Genomic DNA, 23198 nt, shown 5'->3' with positions numbered 1-23198 from the left:
ACGGGGTGGCCTTTCCGCGCGAAATGAGTAGCCCACCCTTCCCGCCCGTCGGGGACGTCTCGAAGGTCGCGCCCGTGTGTCCGAATCCGTGCACCAGGACGATGGGCGGTCCTGATTGCACTGCTGGAAGCTGATACTGCACGTACATCTGATCGACGATAACTTCTCCAGGCTCGAAAAAGCCGGTCGGCGTCGCATTGGGGTAATCGCTCCGTACCTTGCAGCCGCCTACAAAGAACGAGCCGAAGTCGGACAGCGTCAGCGGTCCTCCTAAACTGGAACGCGTGTCCGCGCGTTGAGCCTGCGGCTGCGCCGTGGCTGCAATCAGGGCGAACGTGGCGAGCATCAGAGCTTTCCCGGCCATCTTGGAGATCTCCCCTACTGCAAGGCATTCGACCGTTTGAAGCACACGGTTAGAAGGCCGTCCAATTCAAGTGATGCGGCTGCAATATCATACGAGTGAATAATGCGTGGCGACGCAGAACCACTGACATAGCGACTCTGCGAAGTTATGGCTCAGGCGCGGGAGGTCCAGGCCTCGTGAACGGAGGCTTGCACTGCCCCTCCGAGCACCGCCCCTCCGCCGGCTACATAAATCCAATCTCCGATCGATACGGCAGCTATCGCATGTCGCGGAGTCGGCATGGGCGCATGGCTTTGCCAAGCATCAGTTGCCGGATCGTAGCTTTCCATGGTGCCAAACACCTTCGCGTCCGTTGTTTGGCCGCGTTCGATGATTCCGCCTTCACCCCCCATACAAAAGAATCGGCCTTCGTGGATGACCATGCCGTGACCGGAGCGGGCGGTCGGCATGGAGGCCTTCTCGATCCATGTATCCCGCTCGGGAAGATAAACGTGATGTAGGCCGGTGTTGTACTGGAAGGTATTGAACCGCCCGCCCACGACATGGATGACCCCGCCATGGGCCACACAGCCGACATGGTCCCGCGCCGCGGGGAGCGGGCGCAGCAGATCCCACTTGTCGGTGGCTGGATTGTAGCGCTCATGCCAACCCACGCTGGCGCGTTCGTGAGCGGGATCGGTCGCACCACCGATGAAATGGACACTGCCTTTGAACACGACCGCGGCTCCAGCACCGCGCGGACGCGGTAGCGGGGCAATATCCCGCCACCTATCCGATACTGTGTCGTAGGCGAAGGCCTTGGTGTCGCAGCGCCTGTTCTGCTCGATAAAGCCGCCCAAGGCGTAGATCACACCGTCAAGCGCTACCACACCTACGTGGTTGGCGCCTCTCGGCAAGGGAGCCGCATCATACCATTGATCATGGCCTGGATCGTAAACGGTATGGTAGGCGCCATTGAACTTGTCCTCGCCATAGCCTCCGACGACGTGCATCCGGCCACCGGAAACTGTGGCCCAAGCCATTTCGGAACGTGGCAGCGGCATATCCGCACGTTTCACCCAGCGCCCTTGGACACCAGCGGGCGCAGGGCTGGAACTGACCCTCTGAGCTTCCTGCACCGAAGTGATATGGTGCGGAACTCCGCCTTGCGTCACGCTGTTAAAGGGGTTCGGAGACGGGGGGACAGGCCTCAACGCGGGACTATGCTGAGCATGGCGATTCTGAGCCATGGCCGGACCGGCCACAATTGCGGATCCGGCAAACAAGAAGTTTCGGCGATGTATCATCCATGCTCCTCATAGGCTGGCATTTCGCGCGCTTTCTCGCACAGGCCGATCGTAGCAAAGCACTTACGAGCGCTGGCCTAGTGCCGTCCTAGCAGAGTTCCCGTACACTCATGATTCAAAACAATGTGATCCGAGCGAAGGGTCAAAGTCATCCCGCTCGGCTCTCAATACGCTGGATTAGTCGGCCCTGAACAATGCCATTTGATCAGGCGGCGATTGGATCTTCCCTCACTTTGACGGACACCTCTGATACGTTCCTGCGGGAGCGGGAAGGTGCTTGATGTCGAAGACAAGGCGAGACTTCACACCCGAGTCCAAGCGAGAGGCCGTCGCACTGTTGATGAGCAGTGGCCGACCCACCATGCAGATCGCGACCGAGCTGGGGATCTCTTCCTCGATGCTGCGCAACTGGAGAGCCCTTGCCCATGGGGCTGCGCCCCGGTCCAGAGCCGCTCCCACGCCGTTGCCGACTGGCACCGCATCCCCGGCCGATCAGGCGAAGGAGATTGCTCGACTGCGCCGTGAGCTCGATCGCACGCGCATGGAGCGCGATGTCCACGCGATAGAACTCGTCCAGCACCGTCTTGTGGAAGCGTTCCACGACATCGTTATCCGGTATGATGTTTGCGGTGCCTTATGCGTCCATCTGCTTTCTTCGGAAGCGGTGCTATGGTCCCCATCTGGGACGCGGGGCACCGGGAGTACGAAGGTGCGGGCAGGCCGCCGATAGACGTTGGGCTGAGAGCCCGAACTCGTTACATGGCCGCCCCCTTGCGACTTGCCCGGATGCGCTGCGAGCGCGGATCAGTAGGTGTCGTGTTGCCCGCCAGCTCCTGTTTTGAACGAGCACAGCTCGGAGGGAACCGGCATGCGCATCATCGGACTGGATATCCACCGCGCCTTCGCCGAGGCGGTCGCCTGGCAGGACGGCAAGCTCAAGCGGATCGGGCGCATCGACATGCTCCGCGACCAGCTGACCGCCTTCGCAGCCTCGCTTTCGGACACTGACGTGGTCGTAGTCGAAGCAACCGGCAACGCAGCGGCCGTGGCGGCTGTGATCGGCCCGCATGTGAAGCGGGTCGTCATTGCCAATCCCATGCAGGTGCGGGTGATCGCCCACGCCAAGATCAAGACCGATACCATCGATGCTGGGGTCCTGGCCCAGCTCTATGCCAGTGGGTTCCTACCGGAGGTCTGGATTGCTGATGAGGCGACCCAGGCATTGCGGCGGCAGATCACGCGGCGCAACCAGGTCGTGCGTCAGCGCTCCCGGCTTAAAAACATTATCCAGTCAATCCTGCATGCCCATCTGATCCCCGCGTGTCCAGCGGCTGATCTGTGTGGCCCGAAAGGACGGGCCTGGCTGTCGGAACAGGCCCTGCCGGACGATGAGCGCTTTGCCATTGAGCGGCATCTGCGGGAATTCGATCGACTGGCGGACGATCTGCGGGTCATTGAGCGGGATCTCGCGCGCTCCGCTCTGGCTGACGAGAGCGTTGCGCGCCTAATGACCATTCCCGGCATCGACATGGTGGTGGCGCTCGCGCTGGTGGCTGCCATCGGCGATGTTCGGCGTTTTGAGGCGTCGCAGAAGCTGGTCAGCTATCTCGGGCTGAACCCGAGCGTGCGCCAGTCCGGTCCGGGCCCTGCCCACCACGGCCGGATCACCAAGCAAGGGCGAGGGCATGCCCGTGGCATGCTGGTCGAGGCTGCCTGGGCTGCGGCGCGAGCTCCTGGTCCCCTGCAGGCGTTCTTCCTGCGGGTGAGCAGCCGGCGCGGCCAGCATGTGGCAGCGGTGGCAACGGCCCGCAAGCTGGCTGTCCTCATCTGGCATCTTTTGCGCAAGGGCGAGAGCTATCTGTGGGCCCGCCCGGCACTGCATGCCAAGAAGATGCGCGAGCTCGAACTCAAGGCGGGCTATCCGGCCGTCCGCGGCCAGAAAGGAGCAGCTCACGCCTACAATCTCAAGAGCCATCGTGACCAGGAGCGGCGCTGGGTCGAACAGGCCGAGGCCGCTTACACGCGGTTTGTGGCCGGCTGGAGTCCTCGTGGTCCGAGATCCGGAAAGGTGCGCACGGGCGCTCTCAACGAGGAGCGACGATAAAGGCTGCGCGGCAGGGGTTGCACCTCAAGCCCTGCTCTTTGCCACAGAGTCACCCGTGCGCCAGAGGAGAATACACCAAGATGATGTAAAAAGCTCTTGTCGATCACATCAGTCGTCTGCGGGCTCTTGGTCTTGGTGCGCCTGTGATCCACATCCTCCACGGCGAGATACAGCTCGTATTCGTGACGCTCGGGATTGCCGCAGTACTCGGTGCCACGGTCGGTGAGCACCCGACACAGCCTCACGTCGTGGGCGTCGGAGAACGGCGGGACACGGTCGTTGAGCAGATCGGCGGCGGTAAGCGGGGTCTTGCGGTCATACAGCTTGGCGAATGCCACCTTGGTGTAGGTGTCGATGAAAGTCTGCTGGTAGATCCACTCAACCCCTTTCATGGTGCCGACGTAGAAGGTGTCCTGCGCCCCGCAATAGCCCGGGCACTCGCTTTCGAACTCACCATGGGCGTCCTTCTCGGCCTTAGCCTTCTCCAGGGCCGCCACCTGGCTCTCGGTCAGGATCAGGCCCTCCTGCGCAACCTTGGCTTCTAGGGCTTTGAGCCGCTTCTTCATCGTCTCGAGATCATGCCGCTGCCAGACCCCACGCCAGCCGGCGAGATCGAGTGGCCGCGCTTGCGCATCTCGTTGGCGAGGCGGATCTGGCCGAAGGCCGGCTGCTCCAGGGACAGCTCGATAATCACCGCTTCCACCTCGGGCGGGGTGCGGTTGGCCAGCAGCGGCTTGCGTCGCGTCAGTTCCTGCAGGGCCAGTTCGCCACCAGTCTCGTAGAGCTCCTTGAAGCGGTAGAAGCTGTCGCGGGAATAGCCCATCATCTTACAGGCTTGGCTGACATTGCCGAGTTGCTTGGCTAGCTCCAGCAGGCCGACCTTGGCGCGGATGATCTTCTGCTCGTTGGTCATGATGGTGTTCCTTGTGAACGCCGAGGCCGGGCGCTGCGCACCCCGACCACTCCGCGCCCGGCCTCGGCTCATGCCTCAGTCTAATGACACCGTCTGTCAAATTAAGTCCAAACTTCTTCATGTTACGACAATGCCCCGATGGAGTCGCTCTTCCATTCCTTGAAGTTAGAGCTGGTCCATCGGCGGAGTTGGGCGACCCGCGAAGAGGCGCGGCGGGATCTGTTTGGTAACATTGAGGGCTACTACAATCGACAGTGCTTTCACTCGGCCCTCGGGCATCTCACACCCGAACAGGCCGAGCGGAAAGCGTGCTAACCCAGTGTCCACACAATCGGGGGAAGATCAACATCCCCTTTTTGAGCGGGCTCGCCTAAGTCTGACGTGCCTCCAGGTGGGTAGCATCGATCATGATCCGCTCGGGCTTGGGCCTTCCCCTGCCAGGGCCGCAAAGATCCGGTCGAACACACCCAGCCGGCTCCATCGCGTGAACCGATTGTAGAGCGTCTTGTGTGGCCCGTATGCCTTCGGGGCATCCGTCCACTGCAAGCCGTTGCGGATCACATACACAATTCCGCTGACCACGCGCAGATCATCCACCCGCAGAACTCCATGCGCCAGCGGAAAGGACAGCGCAATCCACGCCATCTGACGCTCGCTCAGCAGAAACAGATCGCCCATTCAGAACTCCCCAACCGGAGGCTCTGAATCACGCTCAGTCCAAATTAAAAGGTCCTGAGCTTAGATGCGATCGGCGCCATCTCAAAATAGCATAACAGAGACGGCGTTTTGTCTTTCAGAGAACGAAGCAAGCGATTACATTCCGCCTAGCCAGAAAACTGGATTGGCCGTCGTTGAGCCCAGCTCGACAGGCTTATGGAGGAGAAAGATAATGAAATACGCAAAATCAGGAGCCAAGGCTGCGGCGAAGACTGCGTTCCGTGGCCTCGTCGCTGCTACAACTACACCATTCCTGCCGAATGGTGAACTTGATGAGGCAGGTATTCGCAGCAACATGCGCATGCTCACAGATGTGCTGAAAGTAGATGGCGTTTTCTGCGGTGGCGTTATGGGAGAATTCTGGGCGCTCACCAAGGAAGAGAGGAAGCGCGTCACTGAGATCACCGTTGAAGAGGCGACCGGCAAATGTCTTGTGATCGCACACACAGGACACCACTGTGCTGACGAGGCTATAGAACTAACACGTCACGCGGAGGGAGTTGGCGCTGATTATGCAATCCTAATCAATCCGTACTATCCTCCATCAACTCCCGATATGATGGTCAACTGGTTCGAGTATGTCTGCGAGCGAGTCAACATTGGCGTGTGGCTATTTGATGCACTGTACTCGGGTGTCACCCTAACTCCGCCGGTCATCGCAAGACTTGCAGAAATCGAAAACGTCTGCGGCATCAAAGTTCCTCGACCCCACGACTACTTTGCCGAAGTCCATCGCCTCGTGGGCGACAAGATTGTGGTAAGCCATCCAAACGAAGGTGATTTTCTGCCCTTCGTGAAGGAGTTCGGCATTCAGGTGCATCAGTCCTCAGCAATGCCATTCCTGTATCAAACCGCTCATCAGCAGCTCTTCCGCGATTACAGTGAACTTGCCCTTGAAGGTAAATTCGACGAGGCAGCTCCAATCGCCGCCAAACTAAAGCCGCTGCGAGAATTGAATGAGAAATGGATACGTCGGCCCTGGAACGAACACCAGACGATCGCTGTAGCCAATATTAAGGCCTGGTCGGAATTTCTGGGCATGGCAGCTGGGCCGGTTCGCGCACCGATGCTCCAGATCTCGCCCGCAGCCCGTGAGGAGCTCCATCGCGACCTAGAGGCAACAGGGCTACTGCAGCAGCGTCCGCTTGCCGCATAGGACAAGGGGCAGGAGAAGCAGCCAGCCATTCTTGCGCGGCTGGTTGCTTCCGTTCGCCACAACATTCCCACCCTAAAGGCGAGTACCTGCTCATGGGCTATCCCGCGACGCAACCTGAATCCCTGCAACTCTACCAGTCTGTTAATCCTGTCGATGGTAGTGTTATGGCGAGCTTCCCGCTCACCACACCAAAAGACGTTGATGTGATAACTGGAGCTGCCGTACGCGCTCAGCGCGAGTGGCGGCAAACACCAATTGTCGACCGCGCGAACCTTCTTGCAAATATTGCCCGCCTTTTGCGCGATGACGCCGATAATTTGGCAAGATTAGCCACACTTGAAATGGGTAAAACACTTGCCGAGGCAAGAGCAGAAGTGCTCAAGTGTGCGTGGTGCTGCGAGTTCTACGCTAGCGAGGGGCCGGGCTTTCTTGAACCACTTCCAGTAGCAACTAGTGCCACGGAGTCCATGATAGTGATGGATCCGATTGGGATTATCCTTGGCATTATGCCGTGGAACTACCCGTACTGGCAGGTCATTCGAGTGTTGGCGCCGGTCCTGCTTATTGGAAATGGCATGCTCGTGAAACACGCAGAGAATGTTCCGCAGTGCGCTCAAGCCTTAGGTGACATATTCGACAAGGCCGGTTTGCCCGAAGGGTTAGTTGCCAACCTATTTGTTACTCAAGCCGCAGTATCAAATATCATAAACGACGGCCGTGTCGCAGCTGTGTCCTTAACTGGGTCGACGCGCGCGGGAGCAGCCGTCGCCAGCCAAGCTGGCGCCGCCATTAAGCGACAGGTCCTGGAATTGGGCGGGTCAGACCCGTTTGTAGTTTTAGCCGACGCCAATCTTCAACTGGCAGCGAGCGCTGCGGTGCAAGCCCGGTTTCAAAACAATGGCCAGAGCTGCCTGGCTGCAAAGCGTTTTATCGTAGTCGAAGAGATTGCCGATAAGTTCGTTGCTTTACTGCGCGAGAGGATTGAGAAACTTGAAGTTGGCGACCCAATGCAGTCCCAAACTCAGGTTGGACCTCTAGCTAAAATATCAGCCTGCAGTGACCTGACCAGTGCCATTGAGCAGTCCATATCGCTTGGAGCCGAGCTGCTGCTCGGTGGACACAAGCTCGGCCGTATCGGCAACTTCTTCGCACCCACTCTACTCGACAAGGTCAAGCCGGGAATGGCTGCTTTCGATGAAGAGACATTCGGACCCGTCGCTGCGGTCTCGCGCTGCCGAGACCTCGATGACGCCATTGAACTTGCGAATTCAAGCCAATACGGCCTCGGCGCCGCCATCTGGACCGCAGATCGCATGAAGGCGATACGCTTTGCACAAAGCGTTGATTCGGGAATGGTAGTTGTAAACGGCGTCGTGGCCTCTGATCCCCGCCTACCGATTGGCGGCGTGAAGAGGTCCGGTTATGGACGCGAATTAGGAGCCGATGCATTACGTGAATTCGCCAACGTTAAATCAATCTGTATCAACGAGATGCCATGTGAAGGAGCGTTGTCATGATGCCGACTAATGCTGCTGTTCTGAGGCCATCAGCCCTCACACCAGTCAATCGCGGAGGTGGGGCAAGGACCATTCCGCTTGTGACGTCGAGTGTCGGCGCGCGTCAGATGCTTAATGGTATCACGATCTTTTCTCCCAACGCACGCATTGGGTTGCATTCCCATAACTGTGAGGAAAGCGTCCTCGTTGTTTTCGGCAAAGCAGTCGCGGTCATTGACGGTATAGAACATCGCCTTGAATCAGGCGACACAACTTGGATCCCACCTAACGTACCGCATTATTTCCGCAACGACTCGGATGTTGCCGAGATGCAAATCTTTTGGACCTATGCATCTGTCACTGCGACGCGCACGATGGTTGAGACGGGCGAGACACGTCCAGTTGCGGCGGAGCATACCGGACGAGGAGGACACGATGAAGGCTGATGTTAATGGTATTTCGATCAATTATAGCACTAAGGGCGAGGCCGGAGACTGGGTAGTCCTATCTCACTCGCTGTCGGGCAGTCTTGAAGCGTGGGCACCGCAGATCGAGGAGCTGTCCGCGACGTTCCGCGTGCTGGTTTACGACATACGTGGCCATGGTCAAAGTGATGCCCCGCAGGGCCCCTATACGATGGATCTTCTGGCCGATGATCTTGAGGCGCTCCTTGACCATCTCAAAATTGATCGGGCGCATTTGGTTGGACTTTCATTGGGTGGCGCAATTGCACAGACGCTCGCGGTGCGGCGGCCGGGCCGTCTCCTTAGCCTGACGATTGCAGACGCGACCTCGGCTTACCCTCCGTCGACCCATGCGATGTGGGAGGGCAGGATCAATCAAGTCGAGACTCAGGGCATTCAGTCGATTGTCGGTGGAACGCTCGACCGTTGGTTTACACCAGCCTTCCGTGCCCACGATCCGCAGACGGTTGACGCCGTTGGCAATATCATCCGCGCGACTTCGCCGACTGGCTTCATCGGAGCGGTTGGGGCAATTATGGGTTTTGATATATCATCAAAATTGTTTGGAGTGCAGATTCCCACGCTAGTCCTGGTTGGTGAAGAGGACAAAGCGTTGCCAGTAGAACACTCTCGATTCATCGCAGATTCCATTCCCGGCGCCCGGCTTGAAATCATACCAGCAGCTGCTCACATCTCCAATCTGGAGCAGCCTACGGACTTCTCGCGTCGCCTTATTAATTTTTTGGAATGCATCCGTTAAGCATATCCTTCCAGCACGCGAATGCCGATTGATCCGACGAACGGTGCTGCCCGTTCTGTTTTTTTCTCCGTTTTCTTCCGCGTCGCTCTGCCAATGGCGATGGCTATGGCGGACCTTTCTATGCTCAGTACCGTTCTGCCGACGATCGGCGCGGACCTTGGCGACCTTGATCGGTTGTCTCTTGTTGTGGCTGGCTATGCCGCTGCTGCAGCTATATCAGCACCAGCCTATGGCAGGCTCAGCGATGGCTATGGCCGGCGTAGGTTGATGCTTGTTGCTATCGCCATTTATGGCCTAGGCGCCTTAATCTGTCTTGCAGCTACATCCCTCCCTACCCTATTGGCTGCACGATTTCTGCAGGGCATCGGTGGCGGTGGATTAATGGCGCTCGGTCACGCTATGATCGGCGAAGCTTTGACCCCTCGGGAGCGAGCCCGCTTCCAAGGCTATATCGCGACGTTAATCGTCACCGCCAATTCGCTTGCACCTCTCACGGCTGGCTTTCTTGTCGATTTTGCTGGGTGGCGTTCCATTTTCCTGCTGGGCGGCTCACTCGCAGCAATATCTTTCTGTTTGGTCTGGACATTTCCTCCGAAGTACATCGCAGGGCCACACAAGCGATTTGATTTCCTTGGCTTCGCGTTGTTCACCGCATTCGTTTTCGCACTTCTGGGCTTTGTTGATGCGCTACGCAGCCTAGTATCGTCTCATCCCGCACACCTTCTCGTTTGGCTTGCGGCCACCGTTGGCGCGGCATTCTTGCTCGTTCGCGTCGAACGCCAACGTCGCGAGGCGCTCTTGCCACTGGGTATCCTGTTTAGTCCCTCTGTATGGCGCGCCAGCGCGGCTGCCGCCTGTCATGGCGGCGCGACAATAGCTTTGTTTGTCAATATTCCGATCTATATGCGCCTAGCTCACGGACTATCAAGCTCCGAAATTGGTGTGGCTCTCGCTCCCATCGCGATCGGGACATGTCTTGGATCCGTGGCAACCGGAACTCTAGTTGCCATTACAGGTCGCACAGCCATTTTTCCTGCTGTGGGCCTGTCAATTATGACGGCCGTTATTGGATCTTTGGCTCTTCTGTTACCCATGCCGCCCCCGCAGCAGCTTGGCTTCATTATCGGAGCCACGACTATTTTTGGCGGGACAGTAATGGGCGTTGTACAGGTTACAGTTCTAGCTGCAACGATCCCGGAGCACTATGGAGCGTCAGCGGCAGCTGTCCAATATTCCCGATCTCTTGGTTCTGCGTTCTTTGCAGCCCTTAGTACCTGCGTTTTCGTCACTACTTTAGTTGCAACCAGCGGACTTTCAGGCGACGTAGCAATTCGACTGCTTTCCGTTGGAGAATCAGTTTCCCTAGTAGGTGACTTAGCAATGGCCAGAATGGGTGCCGAGCTTGCGCTGCGATCTTCCCTAAGTGTGGTGGCGCTAGCATGCGCCCTGGGTGCGTCTGCCATGTGGACGTTGCCTATGCGCCGTATCGAGTCTTAGATGCCGTAATGGGCCTGCCGCTCACGAGGTAGCGGAACGGGATGGCTGTCCCTCAGAGTGATGGTGTTGAAACGGGGTCCGAGCGGATCGGCCCCAAGCATCATGAGGGACAGCCATGGACTACTATGCCGGAATTGATGTCTCGTTGGAACTGAGCCGCGTCTGCATCCTCAATGCCACAGGACAGATCGTCCGCGAGGCAAAGGTCGCCAGCGAGCCTGAGGCGCTCTCTGCCTTCCTCGCCAGCCTGAACCTGCCGCTCACCCGCGTCGGCCTGGAGGCCGGGCCACTCTCGCAGCGGCTGCATGCCGGCCTTGTGCAAGCCGGGTTCGAAGTCGTGCTGCTGGAGACCCGGCATGTGAAGGCGGCGCTCTCGGCCATGATCGTCAAGATCGACCGCCGCGACGCCCGTGGCATCGCCCAGTTGCTGCGCATGGGCTGGTTCCGCCCTGTCCACTGGAAGTCGCCGCCAGCGCAAGAAGTACAGGCGTTGCTCATGGCCCGCAAGCAGCTGCAGGCCAAGATGCGGGATATCGAGCTCAGCCTGCGTGGGCTGTTGCGCAGCTTCGGTTTGAAGGTCGGCGAGATCAGCAAGGGCCAGTTTGCCGTCCGGGTGCGCACCCTCCCGGCCGGTCATGAGATGCTGGAGACGATTGCCGCGGCGATGTCGCGCGCCAGAGACGCGCTGCAGACGGAGTTCGCCCGGTTGCATCGGGCCATGCTGGCGATCGCCCGGAAGAACGAGGTCTGCCGACGGCTGATGAGCGTGCCAGGTGTCGGTGCGCTGATTGCGGTGACCTTCATGTCCGCAGTGGAACAGCCTGAGCGGTTCTCGCGCTCCAGGGCTGTCGGCGCGCATTTTGGCCTCCCCCCGAAGAAGTACCAGTCGAGCGAGGCCGACATCTCTGGGGCGGTGAGCCGGGTGGGCGATCCGACGGTGCGCTTCTCGGCGCTCAAACGCTGGGCGCTGGAGGTGGCCAAGCGGCGTGGCCTGCGGCGGGCCAAGGTGGCGCTGGCCCGGAAACTTGCGGTCATTCTGCATCGCGTGATCGGCATCGATGAGTGGGCGTGGCGCCGGGGACGCACCTACGGCACTATCATCGTCGATCTGGAACACAACACCATCGCAGATCTCCTGCCGGATCGTGAGACCACATCCGTGGCCGCATGGTTGCGGGACCATCCGGAAGTGGAGATCGTCGCCCGCGACCGGGCTGAGGTGTATGGCGAGGGCGTTTGTCAGGGTGCTCCCACAGCCCGGCATGTTGCCGATCGCTGGCACCTGCTGCGCAACCTCAGCGTTGCCCTGCAAGCGGTGGTCAGTCAGCATCACGCTGCGATCCGTGCCGCCGCTCATGAGGTTCTCGGGCCGCAAGTCGAGATAGTGCGGGCTCAACAAGCGGCGCGTCTGCCGCTTACGGCGATGAAGAAGCGAAGCCTGGCGATTCAGTCAAGACGCCATGACCGCTATGAAGAGCTCCTCCGCCTCCATGACGCCAGAGCTTCGGTCAGCGGCATGGCCCGCGCCCTCCAGCTCGATCGCAAGACGGTTCGGTGCTGGTTGCGCGAGGGTGGGCCACCATCATGGCGCAGGCCACCCGTCCGACCCTGATCGATCCTCATGTCCTATACCTGGAGCAGCGCTGGAGTAAGGGCTGCCGCAACGCCGCCGAACTGGCGCGCGAGCTCGCCCGACGGGGCAGCGATGTCCGTCCACGTGTCGTGCGGGCCTGGGAGACGAGGCGGCGCCGGGCAGACGCCGATGCACTCGATGCTGGGGTGAGTGAAGCGGTCGGTCGATGGAAGGCGCCCACGATCAACCGGACCGCCTTTCTGCTGCAGGCGGAGCGCAGAGCGCTCCGGCAGGAGGATCGTGCCTTCATCGACAGACTGCTGGAGAAAGCACCGCGCCTTGCGGCCGCCGCCAATCTCGCAGACCGGCTCGCGCGTTTGCTGCGGCAGCAATCGAGCGAGAGCCTGGACGACTGGTTCAAGGATGCCAGATGCACGGCGCTGGCGCGTCTTGCTGCCGGACTATGGCGCGACCTTGAGGCGGTGCGCGGTGCGGTGACGATGCCCTGGTCAACGAGCCCGGTGGAGGGCCAGATCAGCCGCCTGAAGATGATCAAGCGGCAGATGTACGGGCGTGCCGGATTGATCTGTTGCGTCAGCGGGTTCTCCACGCCCCCTAACAGCAGGCACCACACAGGTTGCGGGAGAACCACAGTTCAAACGGCATTGACAGGCCCCGGGAGACAAGGACGTAATCAGCCACACCGAACGACTGAAACCGTATGTTCTCGGGGTGAAGGCGGCTCACCCTCGCCGTAAGCTGAGATCGGGGGTTGCTTCGTAGTGGCCGAAGCCGAGCCCCAAGCTTAGCGAGGATGAACCGTGGATCAGCATAGCAGGCTTTTCATCGGCCTGGACGTCTCAAAACTGAAGATTTCTGTAGCCGTCGCGGAGGGCGAGCGGGGTGGTGAGGTCAGATTTCTTAGGGACATCCCCTCAGATCCGGCCTCGGTGTCATCCATCGTGCAAAGGCTGGCCAAGCGAGGAGCAAAGCTCCACTTCTGTTACGAGGCAGGGCCGACAGGTTACGAACTCTACCGTCAGCTCACCGCGATGGGCCATGATTCTGTGGTGGCGGCACCAGCCCTCATTCCCGAGCGTCCTGGAGATCGCGTGAAGACCAACCGGCGCGATGCGGTCAGCTTGGCACGGTTACATCGTGCGGGTGAGCTGACAGCGGTTTGGGTGCCGGACCGCGGGCATGAGGCGATGCGCGATCTCGTGCGGGCCCGAGAAGCTGCCCAGGAGGCGCAAAAGCGGGCGCGTCAGCAGCTTCAGTCTTTTCTCCTTCGCCATGGCCGTGTCTATTCGGGCTGCTCATCCTGGTCGCTAGCGCATAGGCGGTGGATATCAACTCTGACGTTCGAGCATCCGGCTCACTTCATCGTGCTCCACGAATACTGCCAGGCAATCGAGGATGCCGAGGTGCGCTTAGAGCGTCTGACCGATCTGATCGCGGAGACTGTCAAATCCGGGACGATGGCTCCTGTTGTCGAAGCCTATCAGGCGTTGCGAGGCGTGTCGTTGATGGCCGCTGTCGTCTTTGTTGCCGAAATTGGCGACATCCGCCGCTTCGAAAACCCCCGCCAGCTGATGGCCTTTCTTGGCCTCGTTCCGTCAGAAAGCTCGACAGGTGAACATGTCGAACGGGGTGGGATCACTAAGGCCGGGAACTCTCGGGCCCGTCGCATGCTGGTCGAAGGCGCATGGACTTACCGCTGCGCTGCGCGGGTCAGTCGCACCAAGCAAGCGCAGTTGGAAGGCCTCCCGAGAAGTGTTCGCGAAATAGCGTGGAAAGGTCAGCTCAGGCTCTGCTCTCGCTATCGAACAATGATCCTCGCGGGGAAGCACAAGGCCATCGCGATCACCGCGATCGCGAGAGAAATGGCGGCCTTCCTGTGGGCGATCGGCCAGGAAGTGCAACCAGCTCACCACGCTTAGCCAAGCACCGCAGATCGCGCGCATTGGAAAGGGGAGACAAGATCGATCATCTGCTGATGCGCAATATTGGAGGCAGGGCCCGGTCGGGGAATCTTCGATGGAACTGAGTGGCCGACGACGTCGATGCCCGTACTAAGATAGAAGCAGCCCCAGGCGTGCACACGGAAATGCGGTATCCAACCCGCGTATAAGAGTTTTCACACCGTCGTCTTGAGGTCCTGTATCCTACATTGCGCATTAGCTACACTATGCAGGACCAGCCATTATTGGGTCGGGATGAACAGTCGTGGCCATGCCGCTTGAACATAAGAGTTCCATCGAGATGAAGATTGCGCCAAGATCAGTCCGGATAGTGGTCTGCGTGGCCGGTGATCGAATGACATGGGTCGCCTCCAGAGTGGTGGGTCAGCAACCTCACTCTGCCATCAAGCGGATCGCTATCCACCCCCATAGGATCTGTAGTGTTAGAGCGTCTAACAAAACTGGGGTAAGAGCGTTGGTTTGGCGCGGTGGTTGAACCCCTCCTTCCCCCTGAGCCTCCCAAGCCTAAGGGTGGGCGGCCCCGGCTGAGTGACTGGGCAGCCCAGACTGGCATTCTGTTCGTGTTGCGCTCTGGCACACCGTGGGAGCTGCTACCCCAAGAGATGTGCTGCGGCTCTGGTATGACGTGCTGGCGGCGCTTGCGGGATTGGCAGCAGGCGGGTGTCTGGCACAAGCTTCAGCAGGTCCTGCTCGACAGGCTGGGCCGCCGCAATGCCATCGACTTCAGCTGGGCTGCTCTGGACAGTGCGGCGGTTGCGGCCAAAAAGGGGGCGCGGCGACCGGCCCGAACCCGACTGACCGTGGCAAGGCAGGCTCGAAGCGCTGCGTCCTCACAGATGCGAAGGGCATCCCACTCGCCCTGAGGCTCACCGGCGCCAACATGCATGATAACCGTATGCTGGAGCCGCTGGTTGATGCTGTGCCACCCATCCGGCAGAGCTGGGGACCACCGCGCAAGCGCCTAAGTAAGCTGAACGCGGACAAGGCGTATGATCACCGGCGTTGCCAGGTGCCCTGACCCAGCGTCACATCCAGCCGCGCATCGCCAGGCAAGGTGTTGAGAGTAGTGCAAAGCTGGGACGTCACCGCTGGGTCGTGGAGCGCACACTCGCTTCGTACGGACAGTTCCGCCGCCCTGCCATCCGCTATGAGCGCAGGGCCGACATCCACAACGCTTCTATGACTCTCGCTTCAGCTCTCATCACCTGCCGCTTCGTTCAGCAATGGCTTTGTTAGGTGCTCTTAGACTTTTCCACAATCCAATGCGATAGAAGCCATCTCCAATTAGCATAATGCTATCGATGATTTGAGTAGAACGACATACCTAATTTGATTACAGTCTCTCTTAAGAATGACGGGCAAGGTAAAACTTGCACCGTGGTTCATTGGGAGGAGATTATGGAAAGCTTGAAGTCACCGACCTTAATGCGCCGAAGGACCTTCCTAGCTGGCGCCTCAACTCTACTACTGCCTCTGAATTTGAGCTCCGGCACAGCCAGCGCCGCCGGTTCGGACGAAGTCCTTGGTCCCTTGATTGAAGGAGCAAAGAAGGAAGGCCGCGTTGTCGGTGCAGGCAACACGATCCAGTCAGACGCAGCACGTGATGCTGTTATAGTAGGCTTCAAGAAGCGGTACGGTCTGCCGTCCTCGTATCAAGTTGATCTTGTTTTAAAGAACCTTGGACCGCTGCAGAAGCAGACTGAGGAAGAGATTATTGCTGGACAGGCCTCCTGCGACGTAATCTACATTAACCTCGGAATTTGGGCTGCATCGCTCGCTAAGCGTGGGCTCCTAGAAGCATTTGATGCGCCTGAGTACGCAGGTTACGGCACAAATGAGCAGCGCCCTGGTTTCAACAACCGGCCGTTTTACGTAAGCGACATCGGTTATCTCGCATCTGTTGTTTGGAATAAGGAGCACATCCAAACGGAGACATTTAGCGACTGGAACGATCTTCTCAAGCCAGAATACGACGGAAAGATCTCAACACTTAGTGCGCGACTCGTCGCGGCTTGGGCGCTTGTTTACCAAGGCATGCGCGACGAACCATCGATTGGAGAGGCGTTTTTCAAGAAGCTCGCCACGATGAACACCGTGACCGTCCAAAATACCGAATTGGCAGTCCAGAAGGTTGTCTCAGGCGAGTATCCTATAACAATTGGCGGCGCGACGCGCGGCTATGCCATGTACAAAGAAGGCGCTACCAACCTTGCGCAAGCATTTCCGGCAAATGGTTTTGTACCGCTCATAAACCCTTGGTTTGCACTTAAGAAAAGCAAAAATCCGAACGGAGCGAAGCTGCTTCTGAATTACATGCGCAGCCAAGAGGGCCAGCAGATTATGGCTAACTATGAGGGCCGCATATCCGGCCGTTCCGATATAAAGACAGACGGCGCTAGCTTCTTCCCGGATTTGAGTAAGGTTAAGCAGTTGAAGGTCGAGCAGGTCAGCGTACCCGAGGCAGAAATGAAGAAGCTTTCGGACCAATGGACGAAGCTCTTCGGCATCTGATCGGCACAGGCATCCAACAATCTGAACAAGACGGCGGAAAGCCGCTTGCAGCCGCAGTCGGCGGCTATTCCGGAGGACGCAATGTACATGGACAAGTGCATAAACGCGCATGATACGCTAATAGGAAGCAGGGGCGCGCCAGTGTCGGTCGCTGGTCTTCGCAAGAATTTTAAAAAATTTGCTGCGCTGGACGACCTATCGTTTGACGTTAAACCAGGGAAAATCACCGCGCTCCTAGGTCCAAGCGGCTGTGGTAAGACAACCGCGTTACGGTGCATTGCTGGACTCGAGGTGCCCGATGATGGCGAGATTAAAATTGGAAATACGGTTGTAACCTCCATCAGCAAAGGTACGCTGTTGCCACCCAACAAGCGTAATCTCGGAATGGTGTTTCAGTCTTACGCCATCTGGCCGCATATGACGGTTGGTCAGAATGTTGGCTATCCTCTCAAGGTGCGAGGCCGAAAGGGCTCCGACATTGAGCGGCAAGTCGAAGAGACGCTTTCACTCGTCGGCTTAGGTGGATATTCAACTCGGCCAGCCGGCAAGCTCTCGGGTGGCCAACAGCAACGCGTTGCACTCGCGCGCGCAATTATTGCAAGGCCTTCCGTCATTCTCTTTGACGAGCCACTGTCCAATTTGGATGCCAAACTCCGCGCGCGCATGCGCTTCGAGTTGCTCCGCCTTCAGCGCGAAGTTGGTATCACTTCGGTGTTCGTCACCCACGACCAAGCCGAAGCCATGGCCATCGCCGATGAACTTATCGTCATGAACCGCGGCCGAATCGAACAGCGCGGCGACGCCCGTTCGATTTACATGGAACCTGCTAGCGAATTCGTCGCCGACTTCATCGGCGTCTCGAACGCTCTCGAGGCCATTGTGGTACAAAGCTCATCTGAAGCAGGAATCACGACCGTCCGGCTGTCCGACAATCCGGACATTACTATCAAGTCACGGGCACGATGCAAACTTATAGAAGGCCAGCGCTGCCAAGCCTTCGTTCGGCCTGAGTCCCTTCGGTTGTCATCAGCCCAAACGACTCCCGCGTACGACGACAATATTCTGGAAGTTACTGTCCTCGCTACGCAGTACCTCGGCAATACCATTGAAGTAGAAGTGCGCCTAGGCAACTCTGAACTCCGACTCGCTCTAGAACCTCATCATCATCTTGCCCAAGGTGATCGACTGCACCTCCGTATGGCTGCCCATGATTGTATCCTTCTGGAAGGAGCGAGCAGATGACAACTGTTTCCGCGACGAATCTGCAGATGCCAGAGGAGCGTAGTCTTATTAGCCGGCTAGCAATACGTTTCTCCGCCCAGAGCCGCGTAGAAGGGCTTCTTTTCGCTTTAGTACTAGTAATACTCCTGATCTCCGTCGTCCTACCACTCGGTATGCTTGCGCTCAGAAGTTTCCAAAGTGAAGAACTCACCGCTTTCACTTTGGCGAACTACATCGAGATCGTAGACAATCCGCGTTTGCTCCATGGTATTGTTAATTCGTTGCTGATTGCAGCTGGAACAACTATACTATCTGTGTTTCTAGGCGTAGCTTTGGCTTGGGTCAACTATAGGACCAATACTCCAGGCACCTCAATCTTCTCTAGTCTCAACTTGATTCCGTTTTTTACGCCTTCCTTTATTGGCGCGATCGCTTGGACGCTGTTGGCTTCCCAAAATCAAGGTTTGCTTAATAAGGCCGTCATTGCGCTAGGGGCTTCGGGGCCGATCTTCAACATCTACAGTCCCACGGGCATTATATGGGTTCTTTCGTTGTTTGAAGCCCCTCTGGTCTACCTATTTGTAAGCAGTGCATTTCGCCGTATGGATCCATCGCTTGAAGAGGCAGCTCGAATTTCTGGTGCAGGCTTATTTCAAACGGCTGCGACGGTTACCTTGCCCATGGCACTGCCTTCAATCCTTGCAGCCGCTCTGCTGATCTTTGTGACTGTTCTTGGCTCGTTCGAGGTTCCGCTCGTATTGGGTATCCCAGCCCGTTTCAATGTCTTGACCACAGAATTGTACGCCATGACGAGCGAGTATCCGGTGCGGTACAATATGGCTGCTGCAATGTGTGTAATGCTGATTGTAGCAGCTGGTCTACTGTTACTTATCCAGCGTAAACTGATCCTATCGCGTGATTTCATCACAATGACTGGCAAAGCCTATAAGCCAAGCCGTGTCGATATTGGCCGGGGTAAATATCTGGGGCTTGCCTTTAATCTGGTCTTCGTACTGAGCGCTGTGATTTTGCCAATTTTCGCGCTCCTGGTAACGTCGCTATCCCCAATATGGACCGGGGTCATCCGCCCACAGACTTTTACGCTTGCCAATTACCTCTATGTTTTAACTGACTTTGATGTAATGAGACGCGGGCTTAAGAACACTATCTTGCTAGCAATTGTCGGCGCAACCCTCGGAACCATACTAGGCACCATCTCGGCCTACTTGGTCTTCCGCAGTAAGATGCCAGGCCGCGTGTTTCTTGATGTTCTGTCCGGTATTTCTTTAGCAGTGCCCGGTGCTATCCTTGCGGTTGGCGTTGCAATTTTCTGGCTCGGAACGCCTGTCTACGGAACGCTGTTTATCCTCCTACTCGCTTTCGTCGCACGCTTTACGCCCTACGCTCAGCGCTCTGTTGCGTCATCACTTATTGCGGTCTCGGGCGAATTTGACGAGTGCTCCCGCGTGGCAGGCGCTACTTGGTGGGGGACAGTGTACAACATCGTTCTACCGCTGATTAAGCCAGGCGTTGTGGCCGCATGGCTTCTCCTTTTCATTATGATCGTTCGAGAACTAGGAATGTCTCTCTTTCTATACAAAACAGGGACCGAAACGACATCGGTGGCGATCTATCTTCTTATGATCGGACGTCCAAGCGCGACGGCGGCTGCTTGCATCATCCAAGTCGTGATTGTGCTCTCAATTGTTATGATCCTGCGGGCAACGAGCCGCAAAGACGAACTAATGTTATAAGGCACTCAGATGGACCTTCGCTCGATCCAGTATTTCGTCAAGGTGGCCGAACTTGGGAGCTACACGCGTGCGGCCAAGCAGGCCAATATCGCTCAATCGGCTTTGAGCCGTCACATCTTGCGGCTTGAAGCTGAACTGGGAATGGAACTGTTTCATCGGACTTCTCGTGGTGTCCGTCTCACAGATGCGGGCTCAAGGCTACTTGAACGAGCTCAGCGTCTGATTAGCGACTTTGAGGAAACCCGCGATCAAATGCGGGCCTTGGCCGGAACCCCCATGGGCTCCGTCTCTCTCGGTGTCGCGACAACGCTGTGCCCAATTATCATTCCTCCCGTTGTCGATAGACTGCGCAAGGAAGCGCCAAAAATCAAACTTAGGGTCGTCGGGTCGGTAACGTCTCAATTAGAGGAGTCGCTGTTACAAGGCGGGCTTGATGCAGCGATTTTTAGTCTCATCACGCCGCCGAGCGTCATCGCTTGTCAAGTTCTTTGCGAGGAGCAACTCGTTCTTGTAAGCCCGCCAAATTCGGAACTGCCCTTGCAGATTTCCGGCAGGCATCTTTGCTCAATTCCATTGACGATGACCGACGCGCTACGTCGGATTGTGGAGCCTTCTTTAGCGGCAGCTGGGCATACTTTGAATGTTGGTATGGCGCTGAACTCTAGCGAGACGATCCGCCTGCTAGTCCATCAAGGCAATGCCTCTACCATCTTACCTTGCTCGCTTGTTCGTGAGGAGCATCAGCGTGGTCTGAATACGATATCGAACGTCGTGGATCCGGTTCTCGAACGTAGAATCGCTTTTGGATCGATTATCGGCCGCAAACCAAGCATTGCTGAAGCGGAGGTTAAACGCATTGTACAGGAGGTCGTTGCCTCTCTCAAGGGCGAGGGCGTCTTCCGATTTTCCGGCGCACAATTGTTCAGCCGTCAATGTGACCCTCTTGCTAAAACTCTGAATTGATAAGGAAAGAGCATGTCCCAGACAGTTACCAGAACAATCGCGCCAACGGCGCCAACTGAGCCGCCTGCAGAGTTTGCAGCCCCCCATTCGATGATCCCCTTCAAGATTGCGCTTCATACTTGGACGATTGAGGACGCTTCTCTTGAGGAGGCAATCGACGCCGCTATGTATGCTGGATTTGATGCGGTTGAGTTGCGTCGATCGGACTTCTCTAAACTGATTGAAAAAGACTGGGACGATTCGCAGATTGTCGACTTTGTTCTTAGTACTGGTATCCCTGTGTCGACGCTCGGCGTTGAGTACGGATGGCTTTACGCGGAGGGCGACGAGAAGTCCCGGTTGTTCGAAGTCTTCAGGCAAAGCTGCAAAAACGCCGTTGCTCTCGGCTGCCCCGTTCTCATGAGCGCCCCGGGACACCTGTCTGGGACGATGGACAAGGCGATTGAAAGTCTGCGTGAGGCTGGGGATATAGCTGGCGAGCATGGGCTCCGCTTAGGCATTGAATTCAACTCACAGCACAAGGTGCTGAATAATCTTGAAGAGGCTCTTGAGCTAATTGATCGTGCTAACCGGCGCAGCTGCGGATTACTGCTCGATGCCTACCATCTGCACCGAAGTGGTCGGAGCGGTCGAGGCTTCGAAGTCGTTCCAGGCGATCTCATTTATGCTTTCCAATTTAGCGACTGCCCCCCTGACCCAATGGTTGGACTGCGTCGTCCAACTGACCGATTGCCCCCTGGCAAAGGTGTAGTGGACTGGGACAGCGTCCTTGGCTTATTGTTCGAGAAGGGTTATCGCGGAACAATTAGCTACGAAGCCCCGAACGACAAACAGTGGCTAAGGCCAGCGAAAGATGTCGCCGAGGAAGCGATGATCGCTACCCGCATGGTTCTCGACAAGGCATTAGGTGTGAAGGCCCTAGTCGACTGAATCTGTTTGTGTCTTATGTCATGGTTCTCTTGTGCGGCACACGGTTGGGAAGGAAAGGGCCTTTTGGGCTACGGAATGGTGCATTCGCTCCATTCTAAGGCGCGTGGATATTCAGTTTATCTGAGGCATTCCCGCTCGGGACAAAATTTGATTCAAGGCTGAAACACGGGAGGTCAGCTTTGAATCGGTGGGTCCTGAAGGATGAACATTAGGAGCGTGTCGCACCCTTGCTGACCGGGAAGGCCAGTGATCCCGGCTGCTCCGGCTCGGACAATCGGCTGTTTCTGGAGGCGGTGTTGTGGATGGTGCGCACCGGTGCACCCTGGCGCGATCTGCCTGAGGCATTCGGCTACTGGAACAGCGTGTTCCTGCGTTTTTGTCGCTGGGCGCAGGCCGGTCGCTTCGAACGCCGGTTCCCGGTCCTGTCAGGGGAGCCCGATTTCGAGTACGCGCTCATCGACGGCACCATCATCCGGGTCCACCAGCACGGGACCGGCGCTAAAGGGGGACTTGTCATCAGGCTATCGGGCGCTCACGCGGCGGCCTGACCACCAAGATCGTGGCCTGGTGGATGCGCTCGGCAACTTGGCGTACGTTCTGCTCCTGCCGGGCCAGCGCCATGACAGTAGGCCTCCGCCGAGGACCGCGGAATTTTGGCCGCGGCGTAGTAAAGTGGTCGCATGGCGATTGACCACGACAAGATCGATGAGGCGGTTCTTGCCCTCCTGTGGCTAACGCTGCATGATGGCTATCGGGCCTGGAAGGGTTTTGACTGGGCCGTGTTGATGAACACGATGCGCTCGGCCGCCGCGCGGATGCAGGCCCTGAGGTTGACGGTGGTGCGCCGCTCCTCGTCCATGATGCCCATCTTGAGGGTGTTGCGGGCGAGATTGAGCATGTCCTCGACGGCGCCGAAGAGATCGTTGGCGAAGGCGACCTCATCCGGCCCGTGCATCTTGGGCTTCACGATATAGACCGAGCCCGCGCGGCTGTTGCGCATCTCGCCCTTGCCCTGCAGGTCGTGGATGGCGATCAGCGAGGTGACGGCGGCATCGAGAATGGTCTCGGGGATCTCCTTGCCGTCCGCATCGAGCACCGCATCGGTGAACATGTGGTGGCCGACATTGCGCACCAGCATCAGGCTGCGGCCGTGCAGGCGCAGCTCGCCGCCGTTCGGCATCGTATAGACCCGATCCGGGTTGAGGCGGCGCTCGACGGTCTTGCCGCCCTTCTCGAAGCTTTCGGCGAGGTCGCCCTTCATCAGCCCGAGCCAGGTGCGATAGACCTGGACCTTGTCCTCGGCATCCACCGCGGCGACCGAGTCCTCCAGGTCCATGATGGTCGAGACGGCGGATTCCAGCACCAGGTCGGCAATGCCGGCGGGATCCTCGGCGCCGATCGGATGCGAGCGGTCGATCCTTATGTCGAGAGTACGCATCCGCCGAGGACCGCGGAATTTCGGCCGCGGCGTGGTAAAGTGGCCGCATGGAGATTGACCACGACAAGA

At 57.9% G+C, this 23198-nt stretch carries 15 protein-coding genes and 8 pseudogenes; 19 read left to right on the top strand and 4 right to left on the bottom strand.

Going from position 1 to position 23198, the window contains the following annotated elements:
- Window positions 1-516: 516 nt before the first annotated feature.
- Window positions 517-1422, bottom strand: a complete 906-nt coding sequence (locus JKL46_RS10665; protein ID WP_343074042.1) for a Kelch repeat-containing protein — start codon at window positions 1420-1422, stop codon at window positions 517-519.
- A 508-nt stretch (window positions 1423-1930) separates the two neighbouring features.
- Here JKL46_RS10665 and JKL46_RS10660 point away from each other — a divergent pair.
- Both JKL46_RS10660 and JKL46_RS10655 read left to right on the top strand, forming a co-directional pair.
- Window positions 1931-2206, top strand: a pseudogene (locus tag JKL46_RS10660) (transposase); the annotation flags it as partial.
- Between the two features lie 312 nt (window positions 2207-2518).
- Window positions 2519-3754, top strand: coding sequence for an IS110 family RNA-guided transposase (locus JKL46_RS10655; RefSeq protein ID WP_201832660.1), 1236 nt, complete (start codon window positions 2519-2521; stop codon window positions 3752-3754).
- 95 nt (window positions 3755-3849) lie between these two features.
- Here the strand turns inward: JKL46_RS10655 and JKL46_RS10650 are convergent.
- Window positions 3850-4667, bottom strand: a pseudogene (locus JKL46_RS10650) (helix-turn-helix domain-containing protein); the annotation flags it as partial.
- Window positions 4668-4775: 108 nt separating this feature from the next.
- Between JKL46_RS10650 and JKL46_RS10645 the strand changes: the two are divergent.
- A pseudogene (locus JKL46_RS10645) lies at window positions 4776-4982 on the top strand (IS3 family transposase); the annotation flags it as partial.
- A 58-nt stretch (window positions 4983-5040) separates the two neighbouring features.
- Here JKL46_RS10645 and JKL46_RS10640 read toward each other — a convergent pair.
- Window positions 5041-5345 (bottom strand): annotated as a pseudogene (locus JKL46_RS10640) (transposase); the annotation flags it as partial.
- 211 nt (window positions 5346-5556) lie between these two features.
- Here JKL46_RS10640 and JKL46_RS10635 point away from each other — a divergent pair.
- From JKL46_RS10635 to JKL46_RS36820, 16 genes and pseudogenes are all read left to right on the top strand, one after another.
- A complete protein-coding gene (locus tag JKL46_RS10635; protein WP_201832655.1) occupies window positions 5557-6540 on the top strand; it encodes a dihydrodipicolinate synthase family protein in 984 nt (327 codons plus the stop codon).
- Between the two features lie 92 nt (window positions 6541-6632).
- A complete protein-coding gene (locus tag JKL46_RS10630; RefSeq protein ID WP_201832653.1) occupies window positions 6633-8057 on the top strand; it encodes an NAD-dependent succinate-semialdehyde dehydrogenase in 1425 nt (474 codons plus the stop codon).
- A complete protein-coding gene (locus JKL46_RS10625) occupies window positions 8054-8482 on the top strand; it encodes a cupin domain-containing protein (RefSeq protein WP_246529252.1) in 429 nt (142 codons plus the stop codon). The genes JKL46_RS10630 and JKL46_RS10625 overlap by 4 nt, the downstream gene beginning before the upstream one ends.
- Window positions 8472-9260 carry a 3-oxoadipate enol-lactonase gene (gene pcaD, locus JKL46_RS10620; RefSeq protein ID WP_201832651.1) on the top strand — a complete coding sequence of 263 codons (789 nt, stop codon included), beginning with the start codon at window positions 8472-8474 and terminating at the stop codon, window positions 9258-9260. Before JKL46_RS10625 ends, pcaD begins: the two co-directional genes overlap by 11 nt.
- Window positions 9261-9281: 21 nt before the next feature.
- Window positions 9282-10757, top strand: coding sequence for an MFS transporter (locus JKL46_RS10615; RefSeq protein ID WP_201832649.1), 1476 nt, complete (start codon window positions 9282-9284; stop codon window positions 10755-10757).
- Between the two features lie 115 nt (window positions 10758-10872).
- Window positions 10873-12369 carry an IS110 family RNA-guided transposase gene (locus tag JKL46_RS37185; RefSeq protein ID WP_201832647.1) on the top strand — a complete coding sequence of 499 codons (1497 nt, stop codon included), beginning with the start codon at window positions 10873-10875 and terminating at the stop codon, window positions 12367-12369.
- A complete protein-coding gene (locus JKL46_RS10605; protein WP_201832645.1) occupies window positions 12342-13088 on the top strand; it encodes a transposase in 747 nt (248 codons plus the stop codon). Before JKL46_RS37185 ends, JKL46_RS10605 begins: the two co-directional genes overlap by 28 nt.
- A gap of 63 nt (window positions 13089-13151) precedes the next feature.
- Window positions 13152-14270 carry an IS110 family RNA-guided transposase gene (locus JKL46_RS10600; protein ID WP_201832643.1) on the top strand — a complete coding sequence of 373 codons (1119 nt, stop codon included), beginning with the start codon at window positions 13152-13154 and terminating at the stop codon, window positions 14268-14270.
- 509 nt (window positions 14271-14779) lie between these two features.
- A pseudogene (locus JKL46_RS10595) lies at window positions 14780-15548 on the top strand (IS5 family transposase).
- A 162-nt stretch (window positions 15549-15710) separates the two neighbouring features.
- On the top strand, window positions 15711-16823 hold the full coding sequence (locus JKL46_RS10590; protein WP_201832642.1) for an ABC transporter substrate-binding protein: 1113 nt from the start codon (window positions 15711-15713) through the stop codon (window positions 16821-16823).
- An 81-nt stretch (window positions 16824-16904) separates the two neighbouring features.
- Window positions 16905-18065 carry an ABC transporter ATP-binding protein gene (locus tag JKL46_RS10585; protein WP_201832641.1) on the top strand — a complete coding sequence of 387 codons (1161 nt, stop codon included), beginning with the start codon at window positions 16905-16907 and terminating at the stop codon, window positions 18063-18065.
- Entirely contained in the window at window positions 18062-19798 is a 1737-nt protein-coding gene (locus JKL46_RS10580) for an ABC transporter permease (protein WP_201832640.1), read from the top strand. The genes JKL46_RS10585 and JKL46_RS10580 overlap by 4 nt, the downstream gene beginning before the upstream one ends.
- Before the next feature lie 9 nt (window positions 19799-19807).
- Complete coding sequence (locus JKL46_RS10575) at window positions 19808-20761, top strand: LysR family transcriptional regulator (RefSeq protein ID WP_201832639.1); 954 nt, start codon at window positions 19808-19810, stop codon at window positions 20759-20761.
- Window positions 20762-20773: 12 nt separating this feature from the next.
- Window positions 20774-21691: a sugar phosphate isomerase/epimerase family protein gene (locus tag JKL46_RS10570; protein WP_201832638.1), complete on the top strand. Its 918-nt coding sequence runs from the start codon at window positions 20774-20776 to the stop codon at window positions 21689-21691.
- Window positions 21692-21918: 227 nt separating this feature from the next.
- A pseudogene (locus JKL46_RS10565) lies at window positions 21919-22318 on the top strand (IS5 family transposase); the annotation flags it as partial.
- A gap of 53 nt (window positions 22319-22371) precedes the next feature.
- Window positions 22372-22476: pseudogene (locus JKL46_RS36820) on the top strand (DUF6429 family protein); the annotation flags it as partial.
- Here the strand turns inward: JKL46_RS36820 and JKL46_RS10560 are convergent.
- Window positions 22470-23120: pseudogene (locus JKL46_RS10560) on the bottom strand (malate synthase G); the annotation flags it as partial. The pseudogenes JKL46_RS36820 and JKL46_RS10560 sit on opposite strands and share 7 nt — an antisense overlap.
- Between the last annotated feature and the right edge of the window lie 78 nt (window positions 23121-23198).

This window comes from Microvirga zambiensis WSM3693 (genome assembly GCF_016735695.1).
Lineage (GTDB): Bacteria > Pseudomonadota > Alphaproteobacteria > Rhizobiales > Beijerinckiaceae > Microvirga > Microvirga zambiensis.
The sequence above is the reverse complement of the archived record's forward strand: the minus strand, read 5'-3'. Positions and strand labels throughout refer to the sequence as shown.